The sequence below is a fragment of the Pseudomonas entomophila genome, assembly GCF_018417595.1.
Classification (GTDB): domain Bacteria; phylum Pseudomonadota; class Gammaproteobacteria; order Pseudomonadales; family Pseudomonadaceae; genus Aquipseudomonas; species Aquipseudomonas entomophila_C.
This window is the reverse complement of the sequence record NZ_CP070982.1, coordinates 530,058-553,312: the sequence shown is the minus strand read 5'-3', so window position 1 is coordinate 553,312 and position 23,255 is coordinate 530,058. Positions and strand designations below refer to the sequence as shown.

Sequence of the window (23,255 nt, the reverse complement as noted above, 5' to 3'; positions counted from 1 at the left end):
CCCACCTCAGGCGAACTCGCAGATCACGCCGGCATCCGCGTCGAGGGTGGCGTGCACGCGGCTGATCGCCTCGCCGCTGGCCATGGCGTCGAGCAGGCGGTCGGCCACCTTGGGCAGCACATGGGTGTCGATCAAGTGGTCGATCAGGCGCGCGCCGCTTTCGCTCTGGCTGCAACGCTCGGCCAGGTGGTCGACCAGTGCCTGGCAGTGGCTGAATGCCAGTTGCCGGCGCTGCAGGCGCTCGCCCAGGCGGCCCAGCTTGATCTCGATCAGCTCGCGCAGCACCGGGCCGCCCACCGGGTAGTACGGCACCACGCGCATGCGCGCCAGCAGGGCCGGCTTGAAGTGGCGGCTGAGCACCGGGCGGATATGCTGTTCGAGCAGCTCGGCGTCCGGGCGCTCACCGTTCTCGCACAGGGCGCTGATCTGGTCGCTGGCCAGGTTCGAGGTCATCAGGATCAGGGTGTTGCGGAAGTCGATCTGGCGCCCTTCGCCGTCGTTGGCCACGCCCTTGTCGAAGATCTGGTAGAACAGGTTGAGCACGTCCGGGTCGGCCTTCTCCACCTCGTCCAGCAGCACCACCGAGTACGGCTTCTGGCGCACCGCCTCGGTGAGCATGCCGCCCTCGCCGTAACCGACGTAGCCGGGCGGTGCGCCGATCAGGCGCGAGACAGTGTGCTTCTCCTGGAACTCGGACATGTTGATGGTGGTGATGAAGCGGTCGCCGCCGTACAGCAGGTCGGCCAGCGCCAGCGCGGTCTCGGTCTTGCCGACGCCGCTGGGGCCGACCAGCAGGAACACGCCCACCGGCGCGTCAGGCTTGTTCAGGCCGGCGGCGGTGGCGCGCATGGCGCGGTTGAGCGCGTGCACGGCCTGCTCCTGGCCACGGATGCGCGCACGCAGGTCGTCGGCGAAGCTGATCACCTTGGCATTGTGCTCGCGGGCCAGCTGGCTCAGGGGCACACCGGTCCAGGCGCTGATCACTTCGGCCACCAGGCGCGGGCACACCTCGGCGCTGACCAGGCGTTCCTCGGCCTGGGCGTCGAGCAGGGCTTGATGCGTCTCGGCCAGGCGCTGCTGGAGCTGTTCGCGGCTTTCACCGACAACGGCTTCCTCGCCCTCCTCGCCTTCGCTTGGCGCTGGCGCTTCGACGGGGGCGTTGGCGACCTGCTGACGCAGCTCCAACACCTGCTCGGCCAGCTCACGCTGACGGGCCCAGCGGGCGTCCAGTTCGATCTCCTGGTCATGGGCTTCGGCCAGACGCTGCTCCAGACGCTCGAAGGCTTCCTGGTCGATCTCAAGCCCCGCCTCGGCATCGCGGCGCAAGGCGTTGCGCTGGCGCTCGCCCTCGGCCAGCTCGGCACGCAGGCGCTCGAGGCTGTCCGGTGCCGCAGCCAGGCTGATGCGCACACGGGCGCAGGCGGTGTCGAGCACATCGACGGCCTTGTCGGGCAACTGGCGGCCAGTCAGGTAGCGCGCCGACAGCTCGGCCGCGGCGACCACGGCGTCATCGCGCAGGTAGATGCCATGGCTCTTCTCGTACAGCTGGGCCAGGCCGCGCAGGATGGTCACTGCCTCGCCCACGGTCGGCTCGTGCAGTTGTACCGGCTGGAAGCGACGGGCCAGGGCCGGGTCCTTCTCGAAGTACTTCTTGTACTCGGCCCAGGTGGTGGCGGCGATGGTGCGCAACTCGCCACGCGCCAGCGCCGGCTTGAGCAGGTTGGCGGCGTCGGAACCACCGGCATTGCCGCCCGCGCCGATCAGCGTGTGGGCTTCGTCAATGAACAGGATCACCGGGCGCGGCGCGGCCTTGACCTCGTCGATCACGCCTTTCAGGCGACGTTCGAACTCGCCCTTGACGCTGGCCCCGGCCTGCAGCAGGCCCATGTCCAGCGCCAGCAGGTCGACACCTTGCAGCGCCGGCGGCACTTCACCGGCGACGATGCGCGCGGCCAGGCCCTCGACCACGGCGGTCTTGCCCACGCCGGCCTCGCCGACCACGATCGGGTTGTTCTTGCGGCGGCGGGCGAGAATGTCGATCATCTGGCGGATCGACGCGTCGCGGCACAGCACCGGGTCGAGCTTGCCGTCACGGGCCTGCTGGGTGAGGTTGTGGGTGAAGCGCTGCAGCATCGACTCGCCCTGGGGGGCGCCAGCGGCCTTCGGCGCGGCTGGCTGTTGCGACAGTGCATAGCCCTTGAGGCGCTCGATATCCAGGCCCGACAACAGCTTGTGGTAGCGGCTGCCGGCATAGCGCAGCGGGTTGCGCAGCAGACCAAGGATCAACGCGGCCTGGTCGACCTGGCTCTGGCCCAGCTCGAGGTTGGAAACCAACAACGCATCCTGCAGCCACTGCACCAGCTCCGGCGCGAACACCGGGTTGCGGGTGGCGCTGTGCTCGACATTCGGCTGCAGTGCGGCGCTGAACTCGCCGACGTCGACCGCGGCATCCTGCAGCGCGCGCTGCAGCAGGCTGTCGCTGCGTTCGAGCAGCCCCAGCAGCAGGTCCTCCACCAGGATCTTGCTGCCGCCACGGGCCACGCAGCGCTCGGCGGAGCGCTCCAGGTCGCGGCGGCTGTCGGCGTCCAGGGCCTGGACGAGTTGTTGCAGGTCTACGTTGATCATGGCCATTGGTCCTTAATGAATTTTGCTTCCCAGGGTCACCACGCCATCGGCGCGCTCGCGACCCAGCCAACTGGTCCAGCCCAGGTGGCAGACGTTCTGTTCGCCGATGCGCAGCTCGCGGATCTCTTCGCGGCGCAGCTCCAGGCGGATGTCGTAGTCCAGCGGGTCGCGCAGGGTGAAGCGCGTCAGCGCGCACAGCGGCTGGTAACCGAAACCGATCGGCAGGAACTCGTGGAAGCGCTGCCAGTCCAGCTGGGTGATATGGATGCGGAACTTGCCGCTGCGGTCGCGCACGCGCTCGCCCAGCACGGCGTCTTCGCCCAGCAGGCTGTTGGCCAGGCCCAGGCGGTTGCACTGCTCTTCGAGGATGTCCACGCGCCGCTCCAGGCACTGCTCGATCACCAGGTCGGCGTGCTTGAAGTAGTAACGCAGCACCGCCTCGATCAGCGCCGCCGAGTGGGCGCGCAGGCTGAGCACGCCGAGGTATGGCAGCAGGCGTTTCCAGTTCAGCTCCTTGGCCCGGCGGATCTCCTCGCCCCCCAGCCCGATCAGGGCGAACAGGTGCGACGAGAACCCGTCCAGCGCACCGCTCTCGAAGCTGGCGCGGTAGCGGTACTTGCGCCAGATCGGCAGCAGCAGGCGCTGCAGGCGGTGGTGGAACAGGTCGAGGAACGTCCGCGTCGGGTTGCCGTCCTCGTTGTCGCCCAGCGCCTGCTCGCCATAGAACGCCGGCAGCGGCGAGCTGGAGCCGACCAGGCCGATCAGGTTGAAACGCATGCGCGCACGCAGTTGGCCGTGCTCGTGGAAGAACTCGATACGGTCGACGTCGCTGCCGGGGAAACCCAGGCTGGGGTTGGCCTGGAACTCCACCAGGTCGTAGAGTTCCTCGTCCTCCAGGTACGGGTAGGCCTCGCGCAACTGCTCCATCACCAGCAGCACCGCCTGGAACAGCGAGTACTCGCGGATGCTCCGGCTCAGCCGGCTTACAGCAGCGGTTGCAGGCCCATGCGTGGTGTCCATTGGTACACCTCCCCTTGTGTGCTTTTCACCCGCAACTCGTGGTACGAGTTGAGGCTGGCGTAGAGCGCGAAGAATTCATTGAGCACCGAGGCGAAGACGAACAGGTCGCCCTCGCCGATGTAGCCTTCCGGGTCGATGGTCAGCTCGGTGCGCAGGCCGCGCAGCGGCAGGCCACGGTGCAGGCGGTCGACGTGCTGGTGGCGGATCGACTTGAGCCCGCCGAGCAGGCGCCGGCTGACTTTCTCGGCGTGCTGGTCGTAGTAGCGCGGCAGGTCGTAGGTCTCGAGGATCACCTTGAGCGCGTCGACGTCGGCCAGCGACAGGTAGTTCAGCGACATGTTGCTGATCAGCTTCCACAGGAAGTCGCGGTTCAGCGGCGGCGCGTAGCTGGCGGTGACCGGCGTGATGTTGCGGAAGGTGAGGAACTCGGGGGTCTCTTCGCTGAGCATGCAGATGTCGCCCAGCTTGAGCCGGCGCGGCAGGTTCTGGTTGGTGCAGGTCAGCTCGATCGACAGCGTCTCGTGGGACTCGGCCTGGTGCACGCCGAAGCTCAGGTAGGTATCCAGGCCGTCGTGCAGCAGCGAGGAGCGCTGGCGGATGCTGTAGTGCGGGCGGTTCTGCGGCACGTCGAAGCTGGCATCGTGCTCGAACGACTCGAACGGCACGTAGTTCTGGTAGCCCAGGCCACCGGGGCTCCAGCCGGTCACGCTATCGACCGAGAACACCCCGCAATGCTCCAGGTCGAGCTCGGCCGGCAGCAGCAGGTACTCGTCCTGCTTGCCATCCAGGCGGATGGGCAGGGCGTCGTGCTTGAACAGGTTGGCGATGGGCGTGCAGTACAGCTTGACGTTGTCCAGGGTCGGGCGCAGGCGCTGGGCCTCGCCACGGCGGATGTCGAAGCGCAGCTCGACGCCATGCACCTGCTTGAGGGTTTCCTCCGGCAGGCTCTGCAGCACCTCCAGCCCGGTCACGTCGACGAACAGGAACTTGTCCTGGAAGGCGAAGTACTCCTGCAGGAATCGGTAGCCACGGAAGGTATTAAGCGGGTAAGGGATCAGCGCCTCTTCCTCGGCGAAGCCCACCGGGTGCACCTTGGCCGCCGGCGCGCGCAGCAGCAGCGGCTCGCCTTTCGTGTTGAGCATTGGCTTGCCGTGGCTGTCCAGCGGCATCAGCTCGATACCGGCCAGGCTGCGCAGCAGGCTCAGGTAGAGCATCTGGCTGATGTAGCGCTCACCTGCCAGGTGCAGGCGCAGCTTGCTGAATTTCACATCGCCCAGGTTGCCATCGCAGTTCATCTCCAGGCGCAGGCTCAGCAGCGCGCCCTGGCCGTTGAGCGAGTAGTTCAAGGCGCTCAGGCGCAGCGGCAGCACCTCGGTCGGGTAGCAGGTGCGAAAGCGGCAGCTGACACCATCGATCGGCTTGCCTTCCACCGGCGTGTCGCGCTCGACTCGCAGGGCCGGGCCGGCCTGGCGCAGGGGGTCGAACTGCAAGATGCTGAACGCCGGCAGCGGGCGCATGTAGTTCGGCCACAGCAGGTGCATCAGCGAGTGGGTGAGCTCAGGCAGCTCGTCGTCGAGCTTCTGCCGCAGGCGGCCGGTGAGGAAGGCGAAGCCCTCGAGCAGGCGCTCGACGTCCGGGTCGCGCCCGGCCTGGCCGAGAAACGGCGCCAGCGCCGGGCTGCGCTCGGCAAAGCGCCGCCCCAGCTGGCGCAGTGCCGTCAGCTCGCTTTGGTAGTAGTAATTGAAGGACATCCGTCGTTCCGCCTGAATTCAGATCTCGAGTACCGCCAGTGGCGCAGGGTTCGTGAAATCCAGGGCTATGGGAGGCGCGACATCGTTAGTCTCCTTGACTGACACTGACTTGCCCGCTGCCATCCAGGCGCGCGGCAAAACTGACAGAGCGCTTGATGCCGTCCACCTCAAGCTGGCCTTCGATACTGAAAGCCAGCTTGAGCTGATCGTGATCACGCGGTCGGGAAATCACCCGGACATCGGACAGGCGCGGCTCGTAGGCCTCGATGAAATGCTCGATGGCCCGACGGGCCTGGCTGAGCGCATCGTGCAGGCTCAAACGCATGTCGTTGAGGTCCGGCAGCCCGTAGTCGGCGAGCGTCTGCACGCTGCCGGCCCGGGTGCTGAGCATCTTCGCCAGATGAGCGGCCACGGAAGCCATGGCGGCGTCTTCACGCCGCCAGTTGGCACGCTGGTCGGACTCGCCGCTCAGGCGTTCGAACAGGCTTCCGTAGCCATTCATCATCGACGCTTACTCCTTGTCCAGCTTGCCGACCAGCGACAGGGTGAAGTCGGCGCCCATGTACTTGAAGTGCGGACGCACGTTCAGGCTGACGCGGTACCAGCCCGGCTCACCTTCCACGTCGCTGACGATCACCTGGGCGGCGCGCAGCGGACGACGGCCACGCACTTCGGCGCTCGGGTTCTCCTGGTCGGCCACGTACTGGCGGATCCACTTGTTCAGTTCCAGCTCCAGGTCGGTACGTTCCTTCCAGGAGCCCAGCTGCTCGCGCTGCAGGACCTTGATGTAGTGGGCCAGGCGGTTGACGATCATCATGTACGGCAGCTGGGTGCCCAGCTTGTAGTTCAGCTCGGCAGTCTTGCCTTCCGCGCTGATACCGAAGAACTTCGGTTTCTGCGCCGAGTTGGCCGAGAAGAACGCCGCGTTGTCGCTGCCCTTGCGCATGGTCAGGGCAATGAAGCCCTCTTCGGCCAGCTCGTACTCGCGACGGTCGGACACCAGCACTTCGGTCGGGATCTTGGTCTCGATCTCGCCCATGCTCTCGAAGTGGTGCAGCGGCAGGTCTTCCACCGCGCCACCGCTCTGCGGGCCGATGATGTTCGGGCACCAGCGGAACTTGGCGAAGCTGTCGGTGAGCTTGGTACCGAAGGCGTACGCAGTGTTGCCCCACAGGTAGTGCTCGTGGCTGTTGGCCACGGTTTCCTTGTAGACGAACGACTTGACCGGGTTCTCTTCCGGGTCGTACGGGTTGCGCAGCAGGAAGCGCGGCACGGTCAGGCCGATGTAGCGCGCGTCCTCGGACTCACGGAAGCTCTGCCACTTGGTGAACTGCGGGCCTTCGAAGTGATCCTTCAGGTCCTTCAGGTCCGGCAGGCCGGTGAAGCTCTCCAGGCCGAAGAATTTCGGGCCAGCGGCGGCGATGAACGGCGCGTGGGACATGCAGGACACGCTGGAGACGTACTGCATCAGCTTGACGTCCGGCGAGCTCGGCGACAGGTAGTAGTTGGCGATGACCGCGCCCACCGGCTGGCCACCGAACTGACCGTACTCGGCGGTGTAGATGTGCTTGTACAGACCGGCCTGCATCACTTCCGGCGAGTCTTCGAAGTCGTCCAGCAGATCCTGCTTGGAGACGTTGAGGATCTCGATCTTGATGTTTTCACGGAAGTTGGTGCGGTCGACCAGCAGCTGCAGCCCGCGCCAGGCCGATTCCATGGCCTGGAAGTCCGGGTGGTGGAGGATCTCGTCCATCTGGCGGCTGAGCTTGGCATCGATCTCGGCGATCATGCGGTCGACCAGCGCCTTCTTGACCGGCTCACCGTCGTTCTGCGGCTTGAGCAGTTCTTCGATGAAGGCCGACACGCCACGCTTGGCGATGTCGTAGGCTTCATCGTCCGGAGTCAGGCGGGTTTCGGCGATGATGCTGTCGAGAATGCTGAATTCGCTGTTCTCGGCGCTCTGTTGTTGTGCGGCGGTGCTCATGGCAATTAGCTTCCTTGACTAAGGGGATCAGGCGTCAGGCGTGGCGTTCAGGCCCAGCTCACCGAGCACGCGCTCGCGGGACTCACCGTCGGCCAGCACGCCTTCGATGGCCTTGCGGAACGCCGGGGCGTTGCCCAGCGGGCCTTTCAGGGCGACCAGGGCTTCACGCAGTTCCATCAGCTTCTTCAGCTCCGGCACTTGCTCGACCAGGCTGGCCGGGTTGAAGTCCTTCATGGTGTTGACGCGCAGGCTGACCGCCAGCTCGTCGCCTTCGGCGCCTTCCTGCAGACGGTTGGGCACGGCCAGGGTCATGCTCAGTTCCTGCTTGGCCAGCACCTCGTCGAAGTTCATCTTGTCGATGCTGATCGGCTTGCGGTCTTCGATCTTGCGATCGTCGGCACGCAGGGTGTAGTCACCGATCGCCAGTAGTTTCAACGGCAGTTCGATCTCTTCCTGAGCCCCACCGGTGGCGGGTTTGAACGTGACGTTGATGCGTTCCTTGGGGGCTACCGAGCCTTCTTTGGCCATTGGTTTTCTCCTTGAGGGTTATGGCCCTTGGGCCTATTCGAGTACGACTTCGAGATCGAGATGGCACAGTCGGCGGTAGATCTCGTCCTTGCGTTCGCGCACCACATGGTTCTGCGGCAGCAGCTCGCAACAGGTATGCAGCAGGTGCAGCACCTGCAGCGACAGATCGGGCTCCCAGGCATCCACGCCAGACTGACGCAACTGCTCGTCCAGGGCTTCCAGCTGGGTCTTGGCCAGTTCGTATTTCTTGGCCGTATAGCAGAGGCGTGCCTGGCTCAACTGCCAGAAAAAGCGCTCGCGCCCGCCGTGGGCGCCTTGCATCTGCTGCTTGAGGTGCTGTACCGCGCTCTTCAGGCCATCCTTGCGCAGGATCGGCTGCACCGCCTCCAGGGCTTCCTCCCAGGGTGCCTGGCGCACGCCAGGCTCGGTGACCGGCTGGGCCACCTCGGCCTGCAGGTGGGGGGTGACCTGGGCGGCAATCCAGGCGCGGGTCTCGGGGTCGGCAAACGGGGTGCCGTCGTGGAACTTCAGCTCGATCACGCTGGGCAGACGCTGCAACAGCGAAGCGAAGTTCATCTCCACCTCGCGCATGCCGGCCTCGACGTTCAGGGCCTGGCAGCACTCCCACACCAGGCGCTGGCCATCGAACCAGAACGGCGCCTTGGCCACACTGTTCTCCAGTTCCACCAGCAGGTCGGCGTAATTTCCCTGTTCGAAGCGCTCCCGGTAGCTCTTGAGCTTGTCGGCGGGCAGGCCGCGCAGTGCGGTGACGTTTTCGGCGTTGCGCTCGGGCATCGCCTCGATGGGCAGCCACAGCAGCGTGCGGTTCAGGCGCAGGGCGCGCAGGTCGGTGGCTTTCTGCCGCTGCCACCACACGCATAACTGCCGGCCCTGCTCTTGCTGGGCACGCAGGGCTTTATTCGCATCCTTCTCGTTCTCCACCGGCTCGCCCGGAGTGAACAGTTGGGTAGCCGCCTGCTTGACCTGGGCGACGATGGCGCCGACAGCGCCAGGCTGCGGCTCGTTGTCGGCCGAACGCTGGACCTGGCCCTTGAGTGCACGGCAGATAGGTAGCAACAGCGGCGCATCGTCGCCCAGACGAGCGGACAACGCCGCCTCCAGGCCACCCAGTTGCTCGACCATCTGCTGGAACAGCGGCAGCTGCTCCTTGATCGCGATGTCGGCGCCCAGCGCCTGCTCGAGGCGCGGCACCAGCCAACCGATGGCGGCGGAACGGGTACGAGGCTTGGCGGGGTGGACGTCGTCCCAATGGTGCTCGCACAGCTCGCGCAGCAGGCTGATGCCCGCCAGCAAGCCGGCGTAGGATTCGCGCTGGAACAAGGCCCAGGTCAGCCAGGAGGCCACGCGCAGATCCTTGGACTGGTCGCGTAGCAGCGCTTCACTGTTCTCGAGGATCTTCAGCCAGTCCACCTGGCCGCTGGCATGGATCGACTGCGCCCGGGTCAGCTCGCCTTCGAGGGCTTCGAACTCGGTGGAGAAGCGCACGTCGTCACCACCGAAAGAGCCCGGCGAGACGGCATTCTTGCCGAGTTCCAGATAGCGCGCAGCCAATTTAGAAGAGTAAGACATCCATTTCTCGCATTTAGAACTCGCACATCGATTCCGGAACCTGAGTTCCAGAACTTTGCTGTCGGGAAGTTCTATCGATTCAGTTCACAATCCAGTGAACAGGTGGTCAAGCGGATGAATAGCCTAATGCCATCAAAGCCACATTGCAACCACTCAAAAGGATAGGCAAAAGCGAAACGAAAACACCACCTCAGGGTTTCCCTGATGCCGGCTAATATTATCCCTGAGGCAACTGCAAAAGTTATTGACGAAACTCAATCAGGTATCGCGGATAACTCTTTGAAAAATTTAACAGCCGTTAAAAAAAAGCGCAGTGTTTTCGTGCTGCGTTTTTTTTGAAAACCGTGTCGGAAAAGTTACGACCAGAACGAAAGCGCATTGTTAAAACCGACGAAACGCCTCAACTATGGCATAGTGCCATCAAGTTATTCTCAAGTGTGCCGTAGTTTCGAACTGAGTACCGCGCAACCGTACTCGGCAACAAAAAGCCCCCAAAACTTTCGTCCCGGGGGCTCGCAACCAACGGTCACACTTCAGGCTTAGAACGGAATATCGTCGTCGAAGCTGTCGAAGTCGGCGGCCGGCTGCGGGGCCGGCTGCTGTGGCGCCGGACGCTGAGGAGCCTGCTGCGGGCGCGGTGCCTGCTGACGCGGCGCCTGGTTGTACTGCTGCTGCCCGCCCTGGTTGTAATTGCCGCCACCCTGGTTGTACGGGTCGCCACCTTGCTGCTGGTTCTGCGGACGACCGCCGAGCAGCTGCATGGTGCCCTGCATGTCGACGATGATCTCGGTGGTGTAGCGCTTGATGCCGTCCTTTTCCCACTCGCGGGTCTGCAGCTTGCCTTCGATGTACACCTGCGAACCCTTGCGCAGGTACTCGCCGGCGATCTCGGCGACCTTGCCGAACAGCGACACGCGGTGCCATTCAGTACGCTCGACCTTCTGCCCGGACTGCTTGTCGGTCCACTGCTCGCTGGTGGCCAGGCTCAGGTTGGTCACGGCGTTACCGTTGGGCAGGTAGCGGACTTCGGGATCCTGACCGCAGGTACCGACCAGAATGACTTTGTTAACCCCACGGGCCATAACGTTCTCCTAGGCTTCGCACGCCGAAGAGGCTGGGTTCACCAGACACTCGAGGGTCGTACGGTCCAAAATTTTCGTATCCAGTTTGATATAGATGGCGGCTTCTTCTGCCACCACCACGGCGTCGGTCACACCCGGCACGGCCATCAAGCGCTCGGTCAGCCCGGCTTCCCGGACCGCCTCCGGCGTCAGCGGCATGCGCAGGCTGGTCACGTAGGGCGGCTCGTTCATGCGCAACGCAGTGAGCAGCCACAGGGCACACAGGCCCGCGCAACCGAGAAACACCATGCTCAGGCCACCGTGCTGGAACAACCAGCCACCGATGATTCCTCCCAGCGCGGCACCCAGGAACTGGCTGGTGGAGTACACCCCCATCGCAGTCCCCTTGCCGCCAGCGGGCGACACCTTGCTGACCAGCGAAGGCAGAGATGCCTCCAGCAGGTTGAAGGCAGTAAAGAATACCACGGTGCCGATCACCAGTCCGCGCAAGTTGTCAGCCCACTGCCAGAAGAACACCTCCACCAGCAGCAACACACTGACCGCGCCAAGCAGCACGCGTTTCATCTTGCGCTTCTTCTCGCCGTAGATGATGAACGGGACCATTGCAAAAAATGAGACGAGCAGCGCGGTCAGGTACACCCACCAGTGCTGCTCCTTGGGCAGCCCGCCGCGCTCGACGAACGCCAGCGGCAGCGCCACGAAGCTGGCCATGAGGATGGCGTGGAGGATGAAGATGCCCACATCCAGGCGCAGGAGGTCCGGATGACGCAGGGTCGGGCCGAGGGCCTGGCGGGCCACGCCGGATTCGCGATGCTGCAAGGTGCTGTGGGTGTTAGGCACGACAAAAGCGATCAGGGCGATACCGACCAGGGCAAGTCCTGCGGTGGCGAGAAACAATCCTGACAAGCCAAAGGCGCGAGTCAACAACGGCCCGATCACCATCGCCACGGCGAACGACAGGCCGATGCTCATGCCGATCATCGCCATCGCCTTGGTCCGGTGCTGCTCGCGGGTGAGGTCGGAAAGCAGCGCCATCACCGCCGCTGAAATAGCGCCTGCGCCTTGCAGGATACGCCCGGCGATCACGCCCCAGATCGAATCGGCCTGGGCCGCCAGCACGCTGCCCAGGGCGAAGATCACCAGCCCCAGGTAGATCACCGGGCGACGGCCGATGCGGTCGGAAATCACCCCGAACGGAATCTGCAGCACCGCTTGGGTCAGGCCATAGGCGCCGATGGCCAGGCCGATCAGCGCGGGGGTGGCGCCAGCCAGGTCCATGCCGTAGGTGGCCAGCACCGGCAGTACCATGAACATGCCCAGCATACGAAAGGCAAAGACCAGGGCCAGGCCGCTAGCGGCGCGGGTTTCGCTGCCACTCATGCGTTCGTTGTGGGTGTCGTGCATGGAATAACCTCGTGTGAACCGGCGGCGATTCTATCAGTCCGACGCGTTGACGGCATATACGTGACGCTTTGCCGCGTACTGGCAGCGCGCCGTATACTCCTGTGTTTATGCCCGCCGAGCGAGGCCGCAGTGGACAAGATCCTGATCCGTGGGGCACGCACCCACAACCTGAAGAACATCGACCTCACGCTACCGCGGGACAAGCTGATCGTGATCACCGGCCTGTCCGGTTCCGGCAAGTCGTCCCTGGCATTCGACACCCTGTACGCCGAAGGCCAACGCCGTTACGTGGAATCGCTGTCGGCGTACGCCCGACAGTTCCTGTCGATGATGGAAAAGCCCGACGTCGACACCATCGAAGGCCTGTCGCCGGCCATCTCCATCGAGCAGAAGTCGACCTCGCACAACCCGCGTTCGACCGTCGGCACCATCACCGAGATCTACGACTACCTGCGCCTGCTCTATGCCCGGGTCGGCACGCCACGTTGCCCGGACCACGACATCCCGCTGGAAGCGCAAACGATCAGCCAGATGGTCGACCTGGTGCTGGAAAAACCCGAAGGCAGCAAGCTGATGCTGCTGGCTCCGGTGATCCGCGAGCGCAAGGGCGAGCACCTGGCGGTGTTCGACGAGCTGCGCGCCCAGGGCTTCGTGCGCGCCCGGGTCAACGGCAAGCTCTACGAGCTCGATGAACTGCCCAAGCTGGATAAGCAGAAGAAGCACAGCATCGATGTGGTGGTGGACCGCTTCAAGGTCCGCGCCGACCTGCAGCAGCGCCTGGCCGAATCGTTCGAGACCGCGCTCAAGCTGGCCGACGGCATCGCCCTGGTGGCGCCGATGGATGACGAGGAAGGCGAGGAGACGATCTTCTCCGCCCGCTTCGCCTGCCCGATCTGTGGCCATGCCATCAGCGAGCTGGAACCCAAGCTGTTCTCCTTCAACAACCCGGCCGGCGCCTGCCCGACCTGCGATGGCCTGGGGGTCAAGCAGTTCTTCGACACCAAGCGCCTGGTCAACGCCGAGCTCACCCTCGCCGAGGGCGCGATACGGGGCTGGGACCGGCGCAACGTCTATTACTTCCAGATGCTCGGCTCACTGGCCGCGCATTACGGCTTCAGCCTTGAAGAACCCTTCGGTGAGCTCTCGGCCGACCACCAGAAAGTGATCCTGCACGGCAGCGGCAAGCAGAGCGTCGACTTCAAGTACCTCAACGACCGCGGCGACATCGTCAAGCGCTCGCACCCGTTCGAGGGTATCGTGCCCAACCTCGAGCGCCGCTACCGCGAGACCGAGTCGGCCACCGTGCGCGAGGAGCTGGCCAAGTTCCTCGGCACCCAGCCCTGCCCCGACTGCCGCGGCACACGCCTGCGCCGTGAAGCGCGGCATGTGTGGGTGGGCGAGAAAACCCTGCCGGCGGTCACCAACCTGCCGATCGGCGAAGCAAGCGCGTACTTCGGTGACCTGACCCTGACCGGCCGCCGCGGTGAGATTGCCGCGAAGATCCTCAAGGAGATCTGCGAGCGCCTGCAGTTCCTGGTCAACGTCGGCCTCGACTACCTGACGCTCGACCGCAGCGCCGACACCTTGTCCGGCGGCGAAGCCCAGCGCATCCGCCTGGCCAGCCAGATCGGCGCCGGCCTGGTGGGCGTGATGTACATTCTCGACGAGCCGTCCATCGGCCTGCACCAGCGTGACAACGACCGCCTGCTGGCCACCCTCAACCACCTGCGCGACCTGGGCAACACGGTGATCGTGGTGGAGCATGACGAGGACGCCATCCGCCTGGCCGACTACGTGGTGGACATCGGCCCGGGCGCCGGCGTGCACGGCGGGCAGATCGTCGCCGAGGGTTCGCCGGAAGAAGTCATGGCGCACCCTGATTCGCTGACCGGCAAATACCTGTCCGGGCGCAAGAAGATCGTCGTGCCCGCCAAGCGCACCCCGCGCAACAAGAAGCTCTCGCTCAAGCTCAAGGGCGCGCGCGGCAACAACTTGCAGAACGTCGACCTGGAAGTGCCGATCGGCCTGCTGACCTGCGTGACCGGCGTGTCCGGCTCGGGCAAGTCGACGCTGATCAACAACACCCTGTTCCCCCTGGCCGCCACCGCCCTCAATGGCGCGAGCAGCCTGGAGGCGGCGCCGCACGCCAGCGTCGACGGCCTGCAGCACCTGGACAAGGTGGTCGATATCGACCAGAGCCCGATCGGCCGCACCCCACGCTCCAATCCAGCCACCTACACCGGCATCTTCACGCCAATCCGCGAGCTGTTCTCCGGCGTGCCGGAGGCCCGCTCACGCGGCTACGGGCCAGGGCGCTTCTCGTTCAACGTCAAGGGCGGCCGCTGTGAGGCCTGCCAGGGCGACGGCCTGATCAAGGTGGAGATGCACTTCCTGCCGGACATCTACGTGCCCTGCGACGTGTGCAAGAGCAAGCGCTACAACCGCGAAACCCTGGAGATCAAGTACAAGGGCAAGAACATCCACGAGGTGCTGGAAATGACCATCGAGGATGCCCGCGAGTTCTTCGACGCGGTCCCGGCACTGGCGCGCAAGCTGCAGACACTGATGGACGTCGGGCTTTCCTACATCAAGCTGGGGCAGTCGGCGACGACGCTGTCCGGCGGCGAGGCGCAGCGGGTCAAGCTGTCGCGCGAGCTGTCCAAGCGCGATACCGGCAAGACCTTGTACATCCTCGACGAGCCCACTACTGGCCTGCACTTCGCTGACATCCAGCAACTGCTCGATGTGCTCCACCGCCTGCGCGACCACGGCAACACCGTGGTAGTGATCGAGCACAACCTGGATGTGATCAAGACCGCCGACTGGCTGGTGGACCTGGGGCCTGAGGGTGGCTCCAAGGGCGGCCAGATCATCGCCTGCGGTACACCGGAAGAGCTGGCCGAGCAGAAGCAGTCGTATACCGGGCATTACCTCAAGCCGCTGCTTGAGCGAGATCGGGCCTGACCTGATGTGAAAAAGCCCCTGGCATCGTTGAATGCCAGGGGCTTTTTTATTTGCCCTGCTCTACAAGCGAGGGGTGCAACTGAGATCTCGTAGAAGCCGGCTTGCCGGCGAACAGGGCCGACCGATCACATCTGCGACTGCAGATAGTTCTCCAGGCCAATGGCCTTGATCAACCCTTGCTGCTTCTCCAGCCAGTAGGTGTGATCTTCTTCGGTATCCGCCAGTTGCGCGCGCAGGATGTCGCGGCTGATATAGTCCTTGTGCAGTTCGCACAGCTCGATACCCTTGCACAGCGCGGCACGAACCTTGTACTCGAGCTTCAAGTCGGCCTCGATCATCTCCGGCACGGTGCTGCCCACTTCCAGGTCGTCTGCGCGCATGTCGGGCGTGCCTTCGAGCATCAGGATACGGCGCATCAGCGCATCGGCGTGCTGGGTCTCTTCCTCCATCTCGTGGTTGATACGCTCGTAGAGCTTGCCCAGGCCCCAGTCTTCGTACATCCGCGAGTGAATGAAGTACTGGTCGCGCGCGGCCAGCTCGCCTTTGAGCAATGTGACGAGGTAATTGATTACGTCCGGGTGACCTTGCATCGCCCTGCTTCTCCCTGTGAATGCGTCAATGAACATAGTTTGAACCAGCTTCTGCTCGCGGTCACTGAGAAATGCGCAATAAGATGCAAAAAAACGGTTGAACGGTAGTGATTTTCATTGAAAAACCGCCCTAATGAGGGCGGTTCTTCTTATCACTTCGACTTAGGCGAGATTCACGCCCAAGACCTTGGCGATACCTTCTCCATATGCCGGGTCGGCCTTGAAGAAGTGCTGCAACTGACGCTGAACAACGTCTTCGCTGACACCTGCCATTGTCCCGGCAATGTTACTGATCAACAGCGACCGCTGCTCATCGCTCATCAGGCGGAACAACGCGCCGGCATGGCTGTAGTAATCACTGTCTTCGCGGTGATCGTAGCGATCGGCCGCACCGCTCAACGCCAATGCCGGCTCGGCGTGACGTGGTGACTGCTTGGGCGCATCGCCATAACTGTTCGGCTCATAGTTCGGCGCACCACCGTAGCTGCCCGTGGCCATGGCACCATCACGCTGGTAGCTGTGCACCGGGCTACGCGGCGCATTGACCGGCAGCTGCTGGTGGTTGGTACCCACCCGGTAGCGGTGGGCGTCGGCGTAGGCGAACACGCGGCCTTGCAGCATACGGTCAGGCGACAGGCCGACACCCGGGACCATGTTGCTCGGACCGAAGGCTGCCTGCTCCACTTCGGCGAAGTAGTTGAGTGGGTTGCGATTGAGCTCCAAAACGCCCACTTCAATCAGCGGATAGTCCTTCTGCGACCAGGTCTTGGTCACATCGAACGGGTTCTCCTGACGGCTCGCGGCCTCATCTTCGCTCATCACCTGGATACACACGCTCCAACGTGGGAAATCACCACGCTCGATGGCCTCGAACAAGTCGCGCTGTGCGTAGTCAGGATCAGTGCCCGCCAGGCGCGCAGCATCCGCCGGCGCCAGGTTCTTGATGCCCTGCTGGGTCTTGAAGTGCCACTTCACCCAAGTGCGTACGCCCTTGTCGTTGACCAAGCTGTAGGTGTGGCTGCCAAAACCGTGCATGTGGCGGTAGCCGTCCGGAATTCCACGATCGGAGAACAGGATGGTGACCTGGTGCAGCGCTTCAGGCGAATGCGACCAGAAGTCCCACATCATTTGGGCATTCTTCAGGTTGGTTTGGGGGTGACGCTTCTGGGTGTGGATGAAGTCCGGAAATTTCAGCGGATCACGGATGAAGAACACCGGCGTGTTGTTGCCGACGATATCCCAGTTGCCTTCCTCGGTGTAGAACTTGACCGCAAAGCCACGAGGATCGCGCTCGGTGTCGGCCGAACCCCGCTCACCACCCACGGTGGAGAAGCGCAGGAACGTCTCGGTGCGCTTACCCACCGCATTGAACAGTTTGGCGCAGGTCAGATCGGTGATATCGCGGGTAACGGTGAAGGTGCCATAGGCGCCCGAGCCCTTGGCGTGCACGCGGCGCTCGGGGATGTTCTCGCGGTTGAAGTGGGCGAGCTTCTCGATGAGGTGGAAATCGTCGAGCAGCAAAGGGCCGCGGGGGCCTGCGGAACGGGAATTCTGGTTGTCGGCTACAGGTGCACCGCTGGCGGTGGTCAGAATCTTGCTCATGGGCTCTCCTTATCGGTCTCTAATCGCCGGCTAGGCGGTATGTAGAGGAGTATCCGCGAGCATGATTCCATTAACTAATTCATTGATTCTGTAGTTTCGATAGAAAACTACAATTCATACAGACACAAAAAACCGGGCACTAGGCCCGGTTTCTTGTAGCAGACAGAACGTCTTACTCGGCAGCTTCTACAGCACCACCGACTGGACGATCAACCAGCTCGACGTACGCCATAGGCGCGTTGTCGCCAGCGCGGAAACCGCACTTCAGGATGCGCAGGTAGCCGCCTTGACGGGTGGCGTAGCGCTTGCCCAGATCGTTGAACAGTTTGCCAACGGCGGACTTCGAACGGGTACGGTCGAAGGCCAGACGACGGTTGGCTACGCTGTCTTCCTTGGCCAGGGTGATCAGCGGCTCGGCAACGCGGCGCAGTTCCTTGGCTTTCGGCAGGGTGGTTTTGATCAGCTCGTGCTCGATCAGCGACACTGCCATGTTCTGGAACATAGCCTTGCGGTGAGAGCTGGTACGGCTCAGGTGACGTCCACTTTTACGATGACGCATGATTCATTCCTTACCAAACACTACGTTCGGTGATTACGACGATCAGGCAGTCGCCTTGTCGTCCTTCTTAAGACTTGCAGGCGGCCAGTTGTCGAGGCGCATGCCGAGAGACAGACCACGGGAGGCCAGGACGTCCTTGATTTCAGTCAGGGACTTCTTGCCCAGGTTAGGAGTCTTCAACAGCTCTACTTCGGTACGCTGAATCAGGTCGCCGATGTAGTAGATGTTCTCCGCCTTGAGGCAGTTGGCCGAACGTACGGTCAGTTCCAGGTCGTCAACCGGGCGCAGCAGGATCGGATCGATCTCGTCTTCCTGCTCGACCACAACCGGCTCGCTGTCACCTTTGAGGTCGACGAACGCGGCCAGCTGCTGCTGCAGGATGGTCGCGGCACGACGGATGGCCTCTTCAGGATCCAGGGTACCGTTGGTTTCCAGATCGATGACCAGCTTGTCCAGGTTGGTACGCTGCTCAACACGGGCGTTCTCGACCACATAGGCGATACGACGCACCGGGCTGAACGAAGCGTCCAGCTGAAGGCGACCAATGCTGCGGCTTTCGTCTTCGTCGGTCTGACGGGAGTCGGCCGGCTCGTAACCGCGACCACGAGCTACAGTGAGCTTCATGTTCAGGGCGCCGTTGGACGCCAGGTTCGCGATTACGTGATCGGGGTTGACGATCTCGACATCGTGATCCAGCTGAATATCGGCAGCGGTAACCACCCCCGAACCCTTTTTCGACAAGGTCAGCGTAACTTCGTCACGACCGTGCAGCTTGATAGCCAGGCCTTTCAGGTTCAACAGGATTTCAATGACGTCTTCCTGTACACCTTCGATCGCGGAGTACTCATGGAGTACGCCGTCGATCTCGGCCTCGACTACTGCACAGCCAGGCATGGAGGACAACAGGATGCGGCGCAGCGCGTTGCCCAGGGTATGGCCGAAGCCACGCTCGAGAGGCTCGAGCGTGATCTTGGCGCGGGTTGGACTGACAACCTGCACATCGATGTGGCGGGGTGTCAGAAACTCATTTACCGAAATCTGCATGGATGCACCTATTTTCTAGCCCTTACTTGGAGTAGAGCTCGACAATCAGGTTTTCGTTGATGTCGGCGGACAGGTCGCTGCGAGCAGGAACGTTCTTGAAAACGCCCGACTTTTTAGCAGCATCCACGTCTACCCACTCAACGCGGCCACGCTGGGCGCACAGTTCAAGGGCTTGAACAATGCGCAGCTGGTTCAGCGACTTCTCGCGAACCGAGACCACGTCACCCGGACGAACTTGGTAGGATGGAATGTTCACAGTCTTACCGTTGACGCTGATCGCTTTGTGCGAAACCAGCTGACGGGACTCGGAACGAGTCGAGCCGAAGCCCATACGGTAGACGACGTTATCCAGACGGCACTCGAGCATCTGCAGCAGGTTCTCACCGGTGGCGCCTTTCTTCGAGGCAGCCGCTTGGTAGTAACCGCGGAATTGACGCTCCAGCACGCCGTAGATACGACGGACTTTTTGTTTCTCGCGCAGCTGGGTACCGTAGTCGGACTGACGGCCACGGCGCTGGCCGTGGATACCTGGGGCTGCTTCGATGTTGCACTTCGATTCCAGAGCGCGAACGCCGCTCTTCAGGAACAGGTCAGTGCCTTCACGGCGAGACAGTTTGCATTTTGGACCAATGTAACGTGCCATTTATCTGTCTCCTGATTACACGCGACGCTTCTTCGGCGGACGGCACCCGTTATGCGGGATTGGCGTCACGTCGGTGATGCTGGCGATCTTGTAGCCGCAGCTGTTCAGTGCACGAACGGCGGATTCACGACCTGGACCTGGACCCTTGACGTTGACGTCGAGGTTCTTCAGACCATATTCCAGCGCAGCTTGACCAGCACGCTCAGCAGCGATCTGAGCTGCGAACGGGGTGGATTTGCGCGAACCACGGAAACCCGAACCACCGGAAGTAGCCCAGGACAGTGCGTTGCCCTGACGGTCGGTGATGGTCACGATGGTGTTGTTGAAAGACGCATGGATGTGGGCGATGCCATCAACCACTGTCTTTTTGACTTTCTTACGAGGACGAGCAGCAGGTTTTGCCATGTCTATATTCCTGGGCGATTACTTGCGGATCGGCTTACGCGGGCCCTTACGGGTGCGTGCGTTGGTCTTGGTGCGCTGACCGCGAACCGGCAGACCTTTACGATGACGCAGGCCGCGGTAGCAACCCAGGTCCATCAAGCGCTTGATCTTCATGTTGATGTCACGACGCAGGTCACCTTCGGTGGTGAACTTCGCGACTTCGCCACGCAGGGTTTCGATTTGCTCGTCGCTCAGATCCTTGATCTTAGCGGCTGGGTTGACACCAGCGTCTGCACAGATCTTCTGTGCAGTTGTGCGACCGACACCATAGATGTAGGTCAGCGAGATAACAGTATGCTTGTTATCTGGAATGTTGACGCCTGCAATACGGGCCATTCAGTGGGACTCCAATTGACAGCTACCTACGCCCCGGAAGCCAAGAAATAGGGCGCGAGATAATATCGCTGTAGAAACGAATAATCAACCCAGCAGCACACTAGCTGCTGGGTTTGAAGCGCAGATCACACTCAGCCTTGGCGCTGCTTGTGACGCGGTTCCGCGCTGCAGATCACGCGCACGATACCTTCGCGACGAATGATCTTGCAGTTACGGCACAGCTTTTTCACCGATGCACGAACTTTCATTACCGACTCCTCGAACCTTAAGGGGCTAAATCAGCGCAGCAGACCGCTGCCGCCGTAGCCTTTCAGGTTGGCTTTCTTCATCAGGGATTCGTACTGGTGCGAAACGAGGTGCGATTGTACTTGGGACATGAAGTCCATCACAACCACTACCACAATCAGCAACGAGGTCCCGCCAAGGTAGAACGGCACGTTTGCTGCCACCACCAGGAACTGGGGCAGAAGGCAGACGGCCATCATGTAAAGAGCACCGAACATGGTCAAACGGGTCAGGACGCCATCAATGTAGCGTGCCGACTGCTCACCAGGACGGATACCCGGAATAAAGGCACCGGACTTCTTCAGGTTTTCCGCTACGTCTTTCGGGTTGAACATCAACGCTGTGTAGAAGAAGCAGAAGAAAATGATCCCTGCACTAAACAGCAGAATGTTCAACGGCTGACCAGGAGCGATCGACTGCGAGATGTCCTGCAGCCAGCCCATACCCTCGGACTGACCGAACCAGGCACCCAGCGAAGCCGGGAACAGCAGAATGCTGCTCGCGAAAATGGCCGGGATTACGCCCGCCATGTTCACCTTCAACGGCAGGTGGCTGGTCTGCGCAGCGAAGACCTTGCGGCCCTGCTGACGCTTGGCGTAGTGAACGGCGATACGACGCTGACCACGCTCGATGAACACCACGAAACCGATAATCGCTACTGCCAGCAAACCGATTGCGACCAGGGCGAAGATGTTGATATCGCCTGTACGCGCAGACTCGAAAGACTGCCCGATTGCTCTCGGAAGACCGGCAACGATACCTGCGAAGATCAACATCGAGATACCGTTGCCCACACCGCGCTCGGTGATCTGCTCGCCCAGCCACATCATGAACATCGCGCCCGCCACGAAGGTGGAGACGGCGACGACATGGAAGCCGAGGCCTGCAGAAAACGCCACGCCCTGGTTGGCCAGGCCAATGGACATGCCAATGGCTTGAACCAGCGCCAGGATAACGGTGCCGTAGCGGGTGTACTGGCTGATCTTGCGACGGCCAGCTTCACCTTCCTTCTTCAACTGCTCCAGCTGCGGGCTGACAGCGGTCATGAGCTGCATGATGATCGACGCCGAGATGTACGGCATGATCCCCAGTGCAAAAATGCTCATGCGCTCCAGCGCGCCGCCGGAAAACATGTTGAACAAGCTAAGAATGGTCCCCTCATTCTGCCGGAACAGATCCGCGAGACGGTCCGGGTTAATGCCTGGCACCGGGATGTGCGCGCCGATTCGATAGACGATGATCGCCATGAACAGAAAACGCAGACGAGCCCAGAGTTCCGACATCCCGCCCTTACCGAGCGAAGAGAGAGCACCTTGCTTAGCCATTTATTCCTCGAACTTGCCGCCAGCTGCTTCGATAGCCGCACGTGCACCTTTGGTGACGGCGATACCCTTGAGGGTGACTGCGCGAGTGACTTCGCCCGACAGCATGATTTTCACGCGCTGTACGTGCTGGCCGATCACGTTGGCGTCCTTGAGGGACTGAACGGTGATCAGATCGCCTTCCACCTTGGCCAGCTCGGACAGACGCACTTCAGCGCGATCCATGGCTTTGAGAGAGACGAAGCCGAACTTCGGCAGGCGACGGTGCAGCGGCTGTTGACCGCCTTCGAAGCCTGGAGCAATGGAACCACCGGAACGGGAGGTCTGACCTTTGTGGCCACGGCCACCAGTCTTACCCAGACCGCTACCGATACCACGGCCCGGACGGTGCTTCTCGCGACGGGAACCCGGCGCTGGACTCAGATCATTGAGTTTCATTGATTAGCCCTCGACCTTCAGCATGTAGTAGGCCTTGTTGATCATCCCGCGGTTCTCGGGAGTATCCTGGACTTCTACAGTGTGACCGATGCGACGCAGACCCAGACCCTTAACGCACAGCTTGTGGTTAGGGATACGGCCCGAGACGCTCTTGATCAGCGTTACTTTTACGGTTGCCATGATCAGAAGATCTCCTCGACAGTCTTGCCGCGCTTGGCAGCAATGGACTCAGGGGATTGCATGGCTTTCAGACCCTTGAAGGTGGCGTGAACCACGTTCACCGGGTTGGTCGAACCGTAGCACTTGGCCAGGACGTTCTGAACACCAGCAACTTCCAGGACGGCACGCATTGCGCCACCGGCGATGATACCGGTACCTTCCGAGGCAGGCTGCATGTAGACCTTCGAGGCGCCGTGGGCGGCCTTGGTGGCGTACTGCAGGGTGGTGCCTTTCAGGTCTACCTGAATCATGTTGCGACGGGCAGCTTCCATGGCTTTCTGGATCGCGGCTGGTACTTCGCGCGATTTGCCACGGCCGAAGCCAACACGGCCCTTGCCATCACCTACCACGGTCAGCGCGGTGAAGGTGAAGATACGGCCGCCTTTTACGGTTTTGGCTACGCGGTTAACTTGAACCAGCTTCTCGATGTAGCCTTCGTCGCGCTTTTGATCGTTATTTGCCATAACTTAGAACTCCAGCCCGCCTTCACGAGCAGCATCAGCCAGCGCTTTGACGCGGCCATGGTACTTGAAGCCGGAACGGTCAAAGGCAACTTGAGATACACCGGCGGCTTTCGCACGCTCAGCTACCAGCTTGCCAACCTTAGTGGCCGCGTCGATGTTGCCGGTGGCGCCATCACGCAGTTCTTTGTCCAAGGTCGAGGCGCTTGCCAGAACCTTGCTGCCGTCGGCCGAAATGACCTGGGCGTAGATGTGCTGCGAGGAGCGGAACACGCACAGACGCACGGCTTCGAGCTCGTGCATTTTCAGGCGTGCTTTGCGAGCGCGACGCAGTCGAGTAACTTTTTTGTCGGTCATTTGCTAG

At 62.3% G+C, this 23,255-nt stretch carries 24 protein-coding genes; 2 read left to right on the top strand and 22 right to left on the bottom strand.

Annotated elements, in window-relative coordinates:
• Nucleotides 1-6 precede the first annotated feature (6 nt).
• The 7 genes from tssH to tssA form a co-directional block, all read right to left on the bottom strand.
• Nucleotides 7-2,631 (bottom strand): type VI secretion system ATPase TssH, encoded by a 2,625-nt coding sequence (tssH, locus tag JYG34_RS02470; RefSeq protein ID WP_213659338.1) that lies wholly within the window; start codon nucleotides 2,629-2,631, stop codon nucleotides 7-9.
• 6 nt (nucleotides 2,632-2,637) lie between these two features.
• Nucleotides 2,638-3,645: a type VI secretion system baseplate subunit TssG gene (tssG, locus tag JYG34_RS02465; RefSeq protein ID WP_011531909.1), complete on the bottom strand. Its 1,008-nt coding sequence runs from the start codon at nucleotides 3,643-3,645 to the stop codon at nucleotides 2,638-2,640.
• Nucleotides 3,609-5,396 (bottom strand): type VI secretion system baseplate subunit TssF, encoded by a 1,788-nt coding sequence (gene tssF / locus JYG34_RS02460; protein ID WP_213659337.1) that lies wholly within the window; start codon nucleotides 5,394-5,396, stop codon nucleotides 3,609-3,611. Before tssF ends, tssG begins: the two co-directional genes overlap by 37 nt.
• 85 nt (nucleotides 5,397-5,481) lie before the next feature.
• Entirely contained in the window at nucleotides 5,482-5,898 is a 417-nt protein-coding gene (gene tssE / locus JYG34_RS02455; RefSeq protein ID WP_011531907.1) for a type VI secretion system baseplate subunit TssE, read from the bottom strand.
• 9 nt (nucleotides 5,899-5,907) lie between these two features.
• Nucleotides 5,908-7,380, bottom strand: a complete 1,473-nt coding sequence (gene tssC / locus JYG34_RS02450) for a type VI secretion system contractile sheath large subunit (protein ID WP_011531906.1) — start codon at nucleotides 7,378-7,380, stop codon at nucleotides 5,908-5,910.
• Between the two features lie 27 nt (nucleotides 7,381-7,407).
• The gene (tssB, locus tag JYG34_RS02445; RefSeq protein ID WP_213659336.1) at nucleotides 7,408-7,908 is read right to left on the bottom strand and encodes a type VI secretion system contractile sheath small subunit; all 501 of its coding nucleotides are present in this window, start codon (nucleotides 7,906-7,908) and stop codon (nucleotides 7,408-7,410) included.
• 33 nt (nucleotides 7,909-7,941) lie between these two features.
• Entirely contained in the window at nucleotides 7,942-9,498 is a 1,557-nt protein-coding gene (gene tssA, locus JYG34_RS02440; RefSeq protein ID WP_213659335.1) for a type VI secretion system protein TssA, read from the bottom strand.
• A 204-nt stretch (nucleotides 9,499-9,702) separates the two neighbouring features.
• On the opposite strand from tssA, the gene JYG34_RS26415 reads away from it, so the two are divergent.
• Nucleotides 9,703-9,837, top strand: a complete 135-nt coding sequence (locus JYG34_RS26415; protein ID WP_283811796.1) for a hypothetical protein — start codon at nucleotides 9,703-9,705, stop codon at nucleotides 9,835-9,837.
• A gap of 200 nt (nucleotides 9,838-10,037) precedes the next feature.
• Here the strand turns inward: JYG34_RS26415 and JYG34_RS02435 are convergent, their stop codons facing one another.
• Nucleotides 10,038-10,580, bottom strand: a complete 543-nt coding sequence (locus JYG34_RS02435) for a single-stranded DNA-binding protein (RefSeq protein ID WP_011531903.1) — start codon at nucleotides 10,578-10,580, stop codon at nucleotides 10,038-10,040.
• Nucleotides 10,581-10,589: 9 nt separating this feature from the next.
• Complete coding sequence (locus JYG34_RS02430; RefSeq protein WP_213659334.1) at nucleotides 10,590-11,984, bottom strand: MFS transporter; 1,395 nt, start codon at nucleotides 11,982-11,984, stop codon at nucleotides 10,590-10,592.
• A gap of 129 nt (nucleotides 11,985-12,113) precedes the next feature.
• Between JYG34_RS02430 and uvrA the strand changes: the two genes are divergently transcribed.
• Nucleotides 12,114-14,948, top strand: coding sequence for an excinuclease ABC subunit UvrA (gene uvrA, locus JYG34_RS02425; protein ID WP_213659333.1), 2,835 nt, complete (start codon nucleotides 12,114-12,116; stop codon nucleotides 14,946-14,948).
• A 125-nt stretch (nucleotides 14,949-15,073) separates the two neighbouring features.
• Here uvrA and bfr read toward each other — a convergent pair whose 3' ends face one another.
• From bfr to rplR, 13 genes are all read right to left on the bottom strand, one after another.
• The gene (gene bfr, locus JYG34_RS02420) at nucleotides 15,074-15,538 is read right to left on the bottom strand and encodes a bacterioferritin (RefSeq protein ID WP_166891780.1); all 465 of its coding nucleotides are present in this window, start codon (nucleotides 15,536-15,538) and stop codon (nucleotides 15,074-15,076) included.
• Nucleotides 15,539-15,700: 162 nt separating this feature from the next.
• Nucleotides 15,701-17,140 (bottom strand): catalase, encoded by a 1,440-nt coding sequence (locus JYG34_RS02415; protein WP_213659332.1) that lies wholly within the window; start codon nucleotides 17,138-17,140, stop codon nucleotides 15,701-15,703.
• Between the two features lie 172 nt (nucleotides 17,141-17,312).
• On the bottom strand, nucleotides 17,313-17,699 hold the full coding sequence (rplQ, locus tag JYG34_RS02410; RefSeq protein WP_003255451.1) for a 50S ribosomal protein L17: 387 nt from the start codon (nucleotides 17,697-17,699) through the stop codon (nucleotides 17,313-17,315).
• Nucleotides 17,700-17,741: 42 nt separating this feature from the next.
• Nucleotides 17,742-18,743, bottom strand: a complete 1,002-nt coding sequence (locus JYG34_RS02405) for a DNA-directed RNA polymerase subunit alpha (protein ID WP_003255452.1) — start codon at nucleotides 18,741-18,743, stop codon at nucleotides 17,742-17,744.
• 22 nt (nucleotides 18,744-18,765) lie between these two features.
• Nucleotides 18,766-19,386, bottom strand: a complete 621-nt coding sequence (gene rpsD, locus JYG34_RS02400; protein ID WP_011531898.1) for a 30S ribosomal protein S4 — start codon at nucleotides 19,384-19,386, stop codon at nucleotides 18,766-18,768.
• A 15-nt stretch (nucleotides 19,387-19,401) separates the two neighbouring features.
• Nucleotides 19,402-19,791 (bottom strand): 30S ribosomal protein S11, encoded by a 390-nt coding sequence (rpsK, locus tag JYG34_RS02395; RefSeq protein WP_003255454.1) that lies wholly within the window; start codon nucleotides 19,789-19,791, stop codon nucleotides 19,402-19,404.
• An 18-nt stretch (nucleotides 19,792-19,809) separates the two neighbouring features.
• Nucleotides 19,810-20,166: a 30S ribosomal protein S13 gene (gene rpsM, locus JYG34_RS02390; RefSeq protein WP_003255457.1), complete on the bottom strand. Its 357-nt coding sequence runs from the start codon at nucleotides 20,164-20,166 to the stop codon at nucleotides 19,810-19,812.
• A 131-nt stretch (nucleotides 20,167-20,297) separates the two neighbouring features.
• Nucleotides 20,298-20,414: a 50S ribosomal protein L36 gene (gene rpmJ / locus JYG34_RS02385; RefSeq protein ID WP_011531897.1), complete on the bottom strand. Its 117-nt coding sequence runs from the start codon at nucleotides 20,412-20,414 to the stop codon at nucleotides 20,298-20,300.
• Between the two features lie 30 nt (nucleotides 20,415-20,444).
• Nucleotides 20,445-21,776, bottom strand: coding sequence for a preprotein translocase subunit SecY (secY, locus tag JYG34_RS02380; protein WP_003255459.1), 1,332 nt, complete (start codon nucleotides 21,774-21,776; stop codon nucleotides 20,445-20,447).
• Nucleotides 21,777-22,211 carry a 50S ribosomal protein L15 gene (gene rplO / locus JYG34_RS02375; protein WP_011531896.1) on the bottom strand — a complete coding sequence of 145 codons (435 nt, stop codon included), beginning with the start codon at nucleotides 22,209-22,211 and terminating at the stop codon, nucleotides 21,777-21,779.
• Between the two features lie 3 nt (nucleotides 22,212-22,214).
• Nucleotides 22,215-22,391, bottom strand: a complete 177-nt coding sequence (gene rpmD / locus JYG34_RS02370) for a 50S ribosomal protein L30 (protein WP_011531895.1) — start codon at nucleotides 22,389-22,391, stop codon at nucleotides 22,215-22,217.
• A gap of 2 nt (nucleotides 22,392-22,393) precedes the next feature.
• Nucleotides 22,394-22,894, bottom strand: coding sequence for a 30S ribosomal protein S5 (gene rpsE / locus JYG34_RS02365; protein WP_011531894.1), 501 nt, complete (start codon nucleotides 22,892-22,894; stop codon nucleotides 22,394-22,396).
• A gap of 3 nt (nucleotides 22,895-22,897) precedes the next feature.
• A complete protein-coding gene (gene rplR, locus JYG34_RS02360; RefSeq protein ID WP_011531893.1) occupies nucleotides 22,898-23,248 on the bottom strand; it encodes a 50S ribosomal protein L18 in 351 nt (116 codons plus the stop codon).
• Between the last annotated feature and the right edge of the window lie 7 nt (nucleotides 23,249-23,255).

Coding starts and splice junctions, on each gene's coding strand:
- tssH (WP_213659338.1), bottom strand. CDS start 2,631: ATGGCCATGATCAACGTAGACCTGCAACAACTCGTCCAGGCCCTGGAC.
- tssG (WP_011531909.1), bottom strand. CDS start 3,645: ATGGACACCACGCATGGGCCTGCAACCGCTGCTGTAAGCCGGCTGAGC.
- tssF (WP_213659337.1), bottom strand. CDS start 5,396: ATGTCCTTCAATTACTACTACCAAAGCGAGCTGACGGCACTGCGCCAG.
- tssE (WP_011531907.1), bottom strand. CDS start 5,898: ATGAATGGCTACGGAAGCCTGTTCGAACGCCTGAGCGGCGAGTCCGAC.
- tssC (WP_011531906.1), bottom strand. CDS start 7,380: ATGAGCACCGCCGCACAACAACAGAGCGCCGAGAACAGCGAATTCAGC.
- tssB (WP_213659336.1), bottom strand. CDS start 7,908: ATGGCCAAAGAAGGCTCGGTAGCCCCCAAGGAACGCATCAACGTCACG.
- tssA (WP_213659335.1), bottom strand. CDS start 9,498: ATGTCTTACTCTTCTAAATTGGCTGCGCGCTATCTGGAACTCGGCAAG.
- JYG34_RS26415 (WP_283811796.1), top strand. CDS start 9,703: ATGCCGGCTAATATTATCCCTGAGGCAACTGCAAAAGTTATTGACGAA.
- JYG34_RS02435 (WP_011531903.1), bottom strand. CDS start 10,580: ATGGCCCGTGGGGTTAACAAAGTCATTCTGGTCGGTACCTGCGGTCAG.
- JYG34_RS02430 (WP_213659334.1), bottom strand. CDS start 11,984: ATGCACGACACCCACAACGAACGCATGAGTGGCAGCGAAACCCGCGCC.
- bfr (WP_166891780.1), bottom strand. CDS start 15,538: ATGCAAGGTCACCCGGACGTAATCAATTACCTCGTCACATTGCTCAAA.
- JYG34_RS02415 (WP_213659332.1), bottom strand. CDS start 17,140: ATGAGCAAGATTCTGACCACCGCCAGCGGTGCACCTGTAGCCGACAAC.
- rplQ (WP_003255451.1), bottom strand. CDS start 17,699: ATGCGTCATCGTAAAAGTGGACGTCACCTGAGCCGTACCAGCTCTCAC.
- JYG34_RS02405 (WP_003255452.1), bottom strand. CDS start 18,743: ATGCAGATTTCGGTAAATGAGTTTCTGACACCCCGCCACATCGATGTG.
- rpsD (WP_011531898.1), bottom strand. CDS start 19,386: ATGGCACGTTACATTGGTCCAAAATGCAAACTGTCTCGCCGTGAAGGC.
- rpsK (WP_003255454.1), bottom strand. CDS start 19,791: ATGGCAAAACCTGCTGCTCGTCCTCGTAAGAAAGTCAAAAAGACAGTG.
- rpsM (WP_003255457.1), bottom strand. CDS start 20,166: ATGGCCCGTATTGCAGGCGTCAACATTCCAGATAACAAGCATACTGTT.
- rpmJ (WP_011531897.1), bottom strand. CDS start 20,414: ATGAAAGTTCGTGCATCGGTGAAAAAGCTGTGCCGTAACTGCAAGATC.
- secY (WP_003255459.1), bottom strand. CDS start 21,776: ATGGCTAAGCAAGGTGCTCTCTCTTCGCTCGGTAAGGGCGGGATGTCG.
- rplO (WP_011531896.1), bottom strand. CDS start 22,211: ATGAAACTCAATGATCTGAGTCCAGCGCCGGGTTCCCGTCGCGAGAAG.
- rpmD (WP_011531895.1), bottom strand. CDS start 22,391: ATGGCAACCGTAAAAGTAACGCTGATCAAGAGCGTCTCGGGCCGTATC.
- rpsE (WP_011531894.1), bottom strand. CDS start 22,894: ATGGCAAATAACGATCAAAAGCGCGACGAAGGCTACATCGAGAAGCTG.
- rplR (WP_011531893.1), bottom strand. CDS start 23,248: ATGACCGACAAAAAAGTTACTCGACTGCGTCGCGCTCGCAAAGCACGC.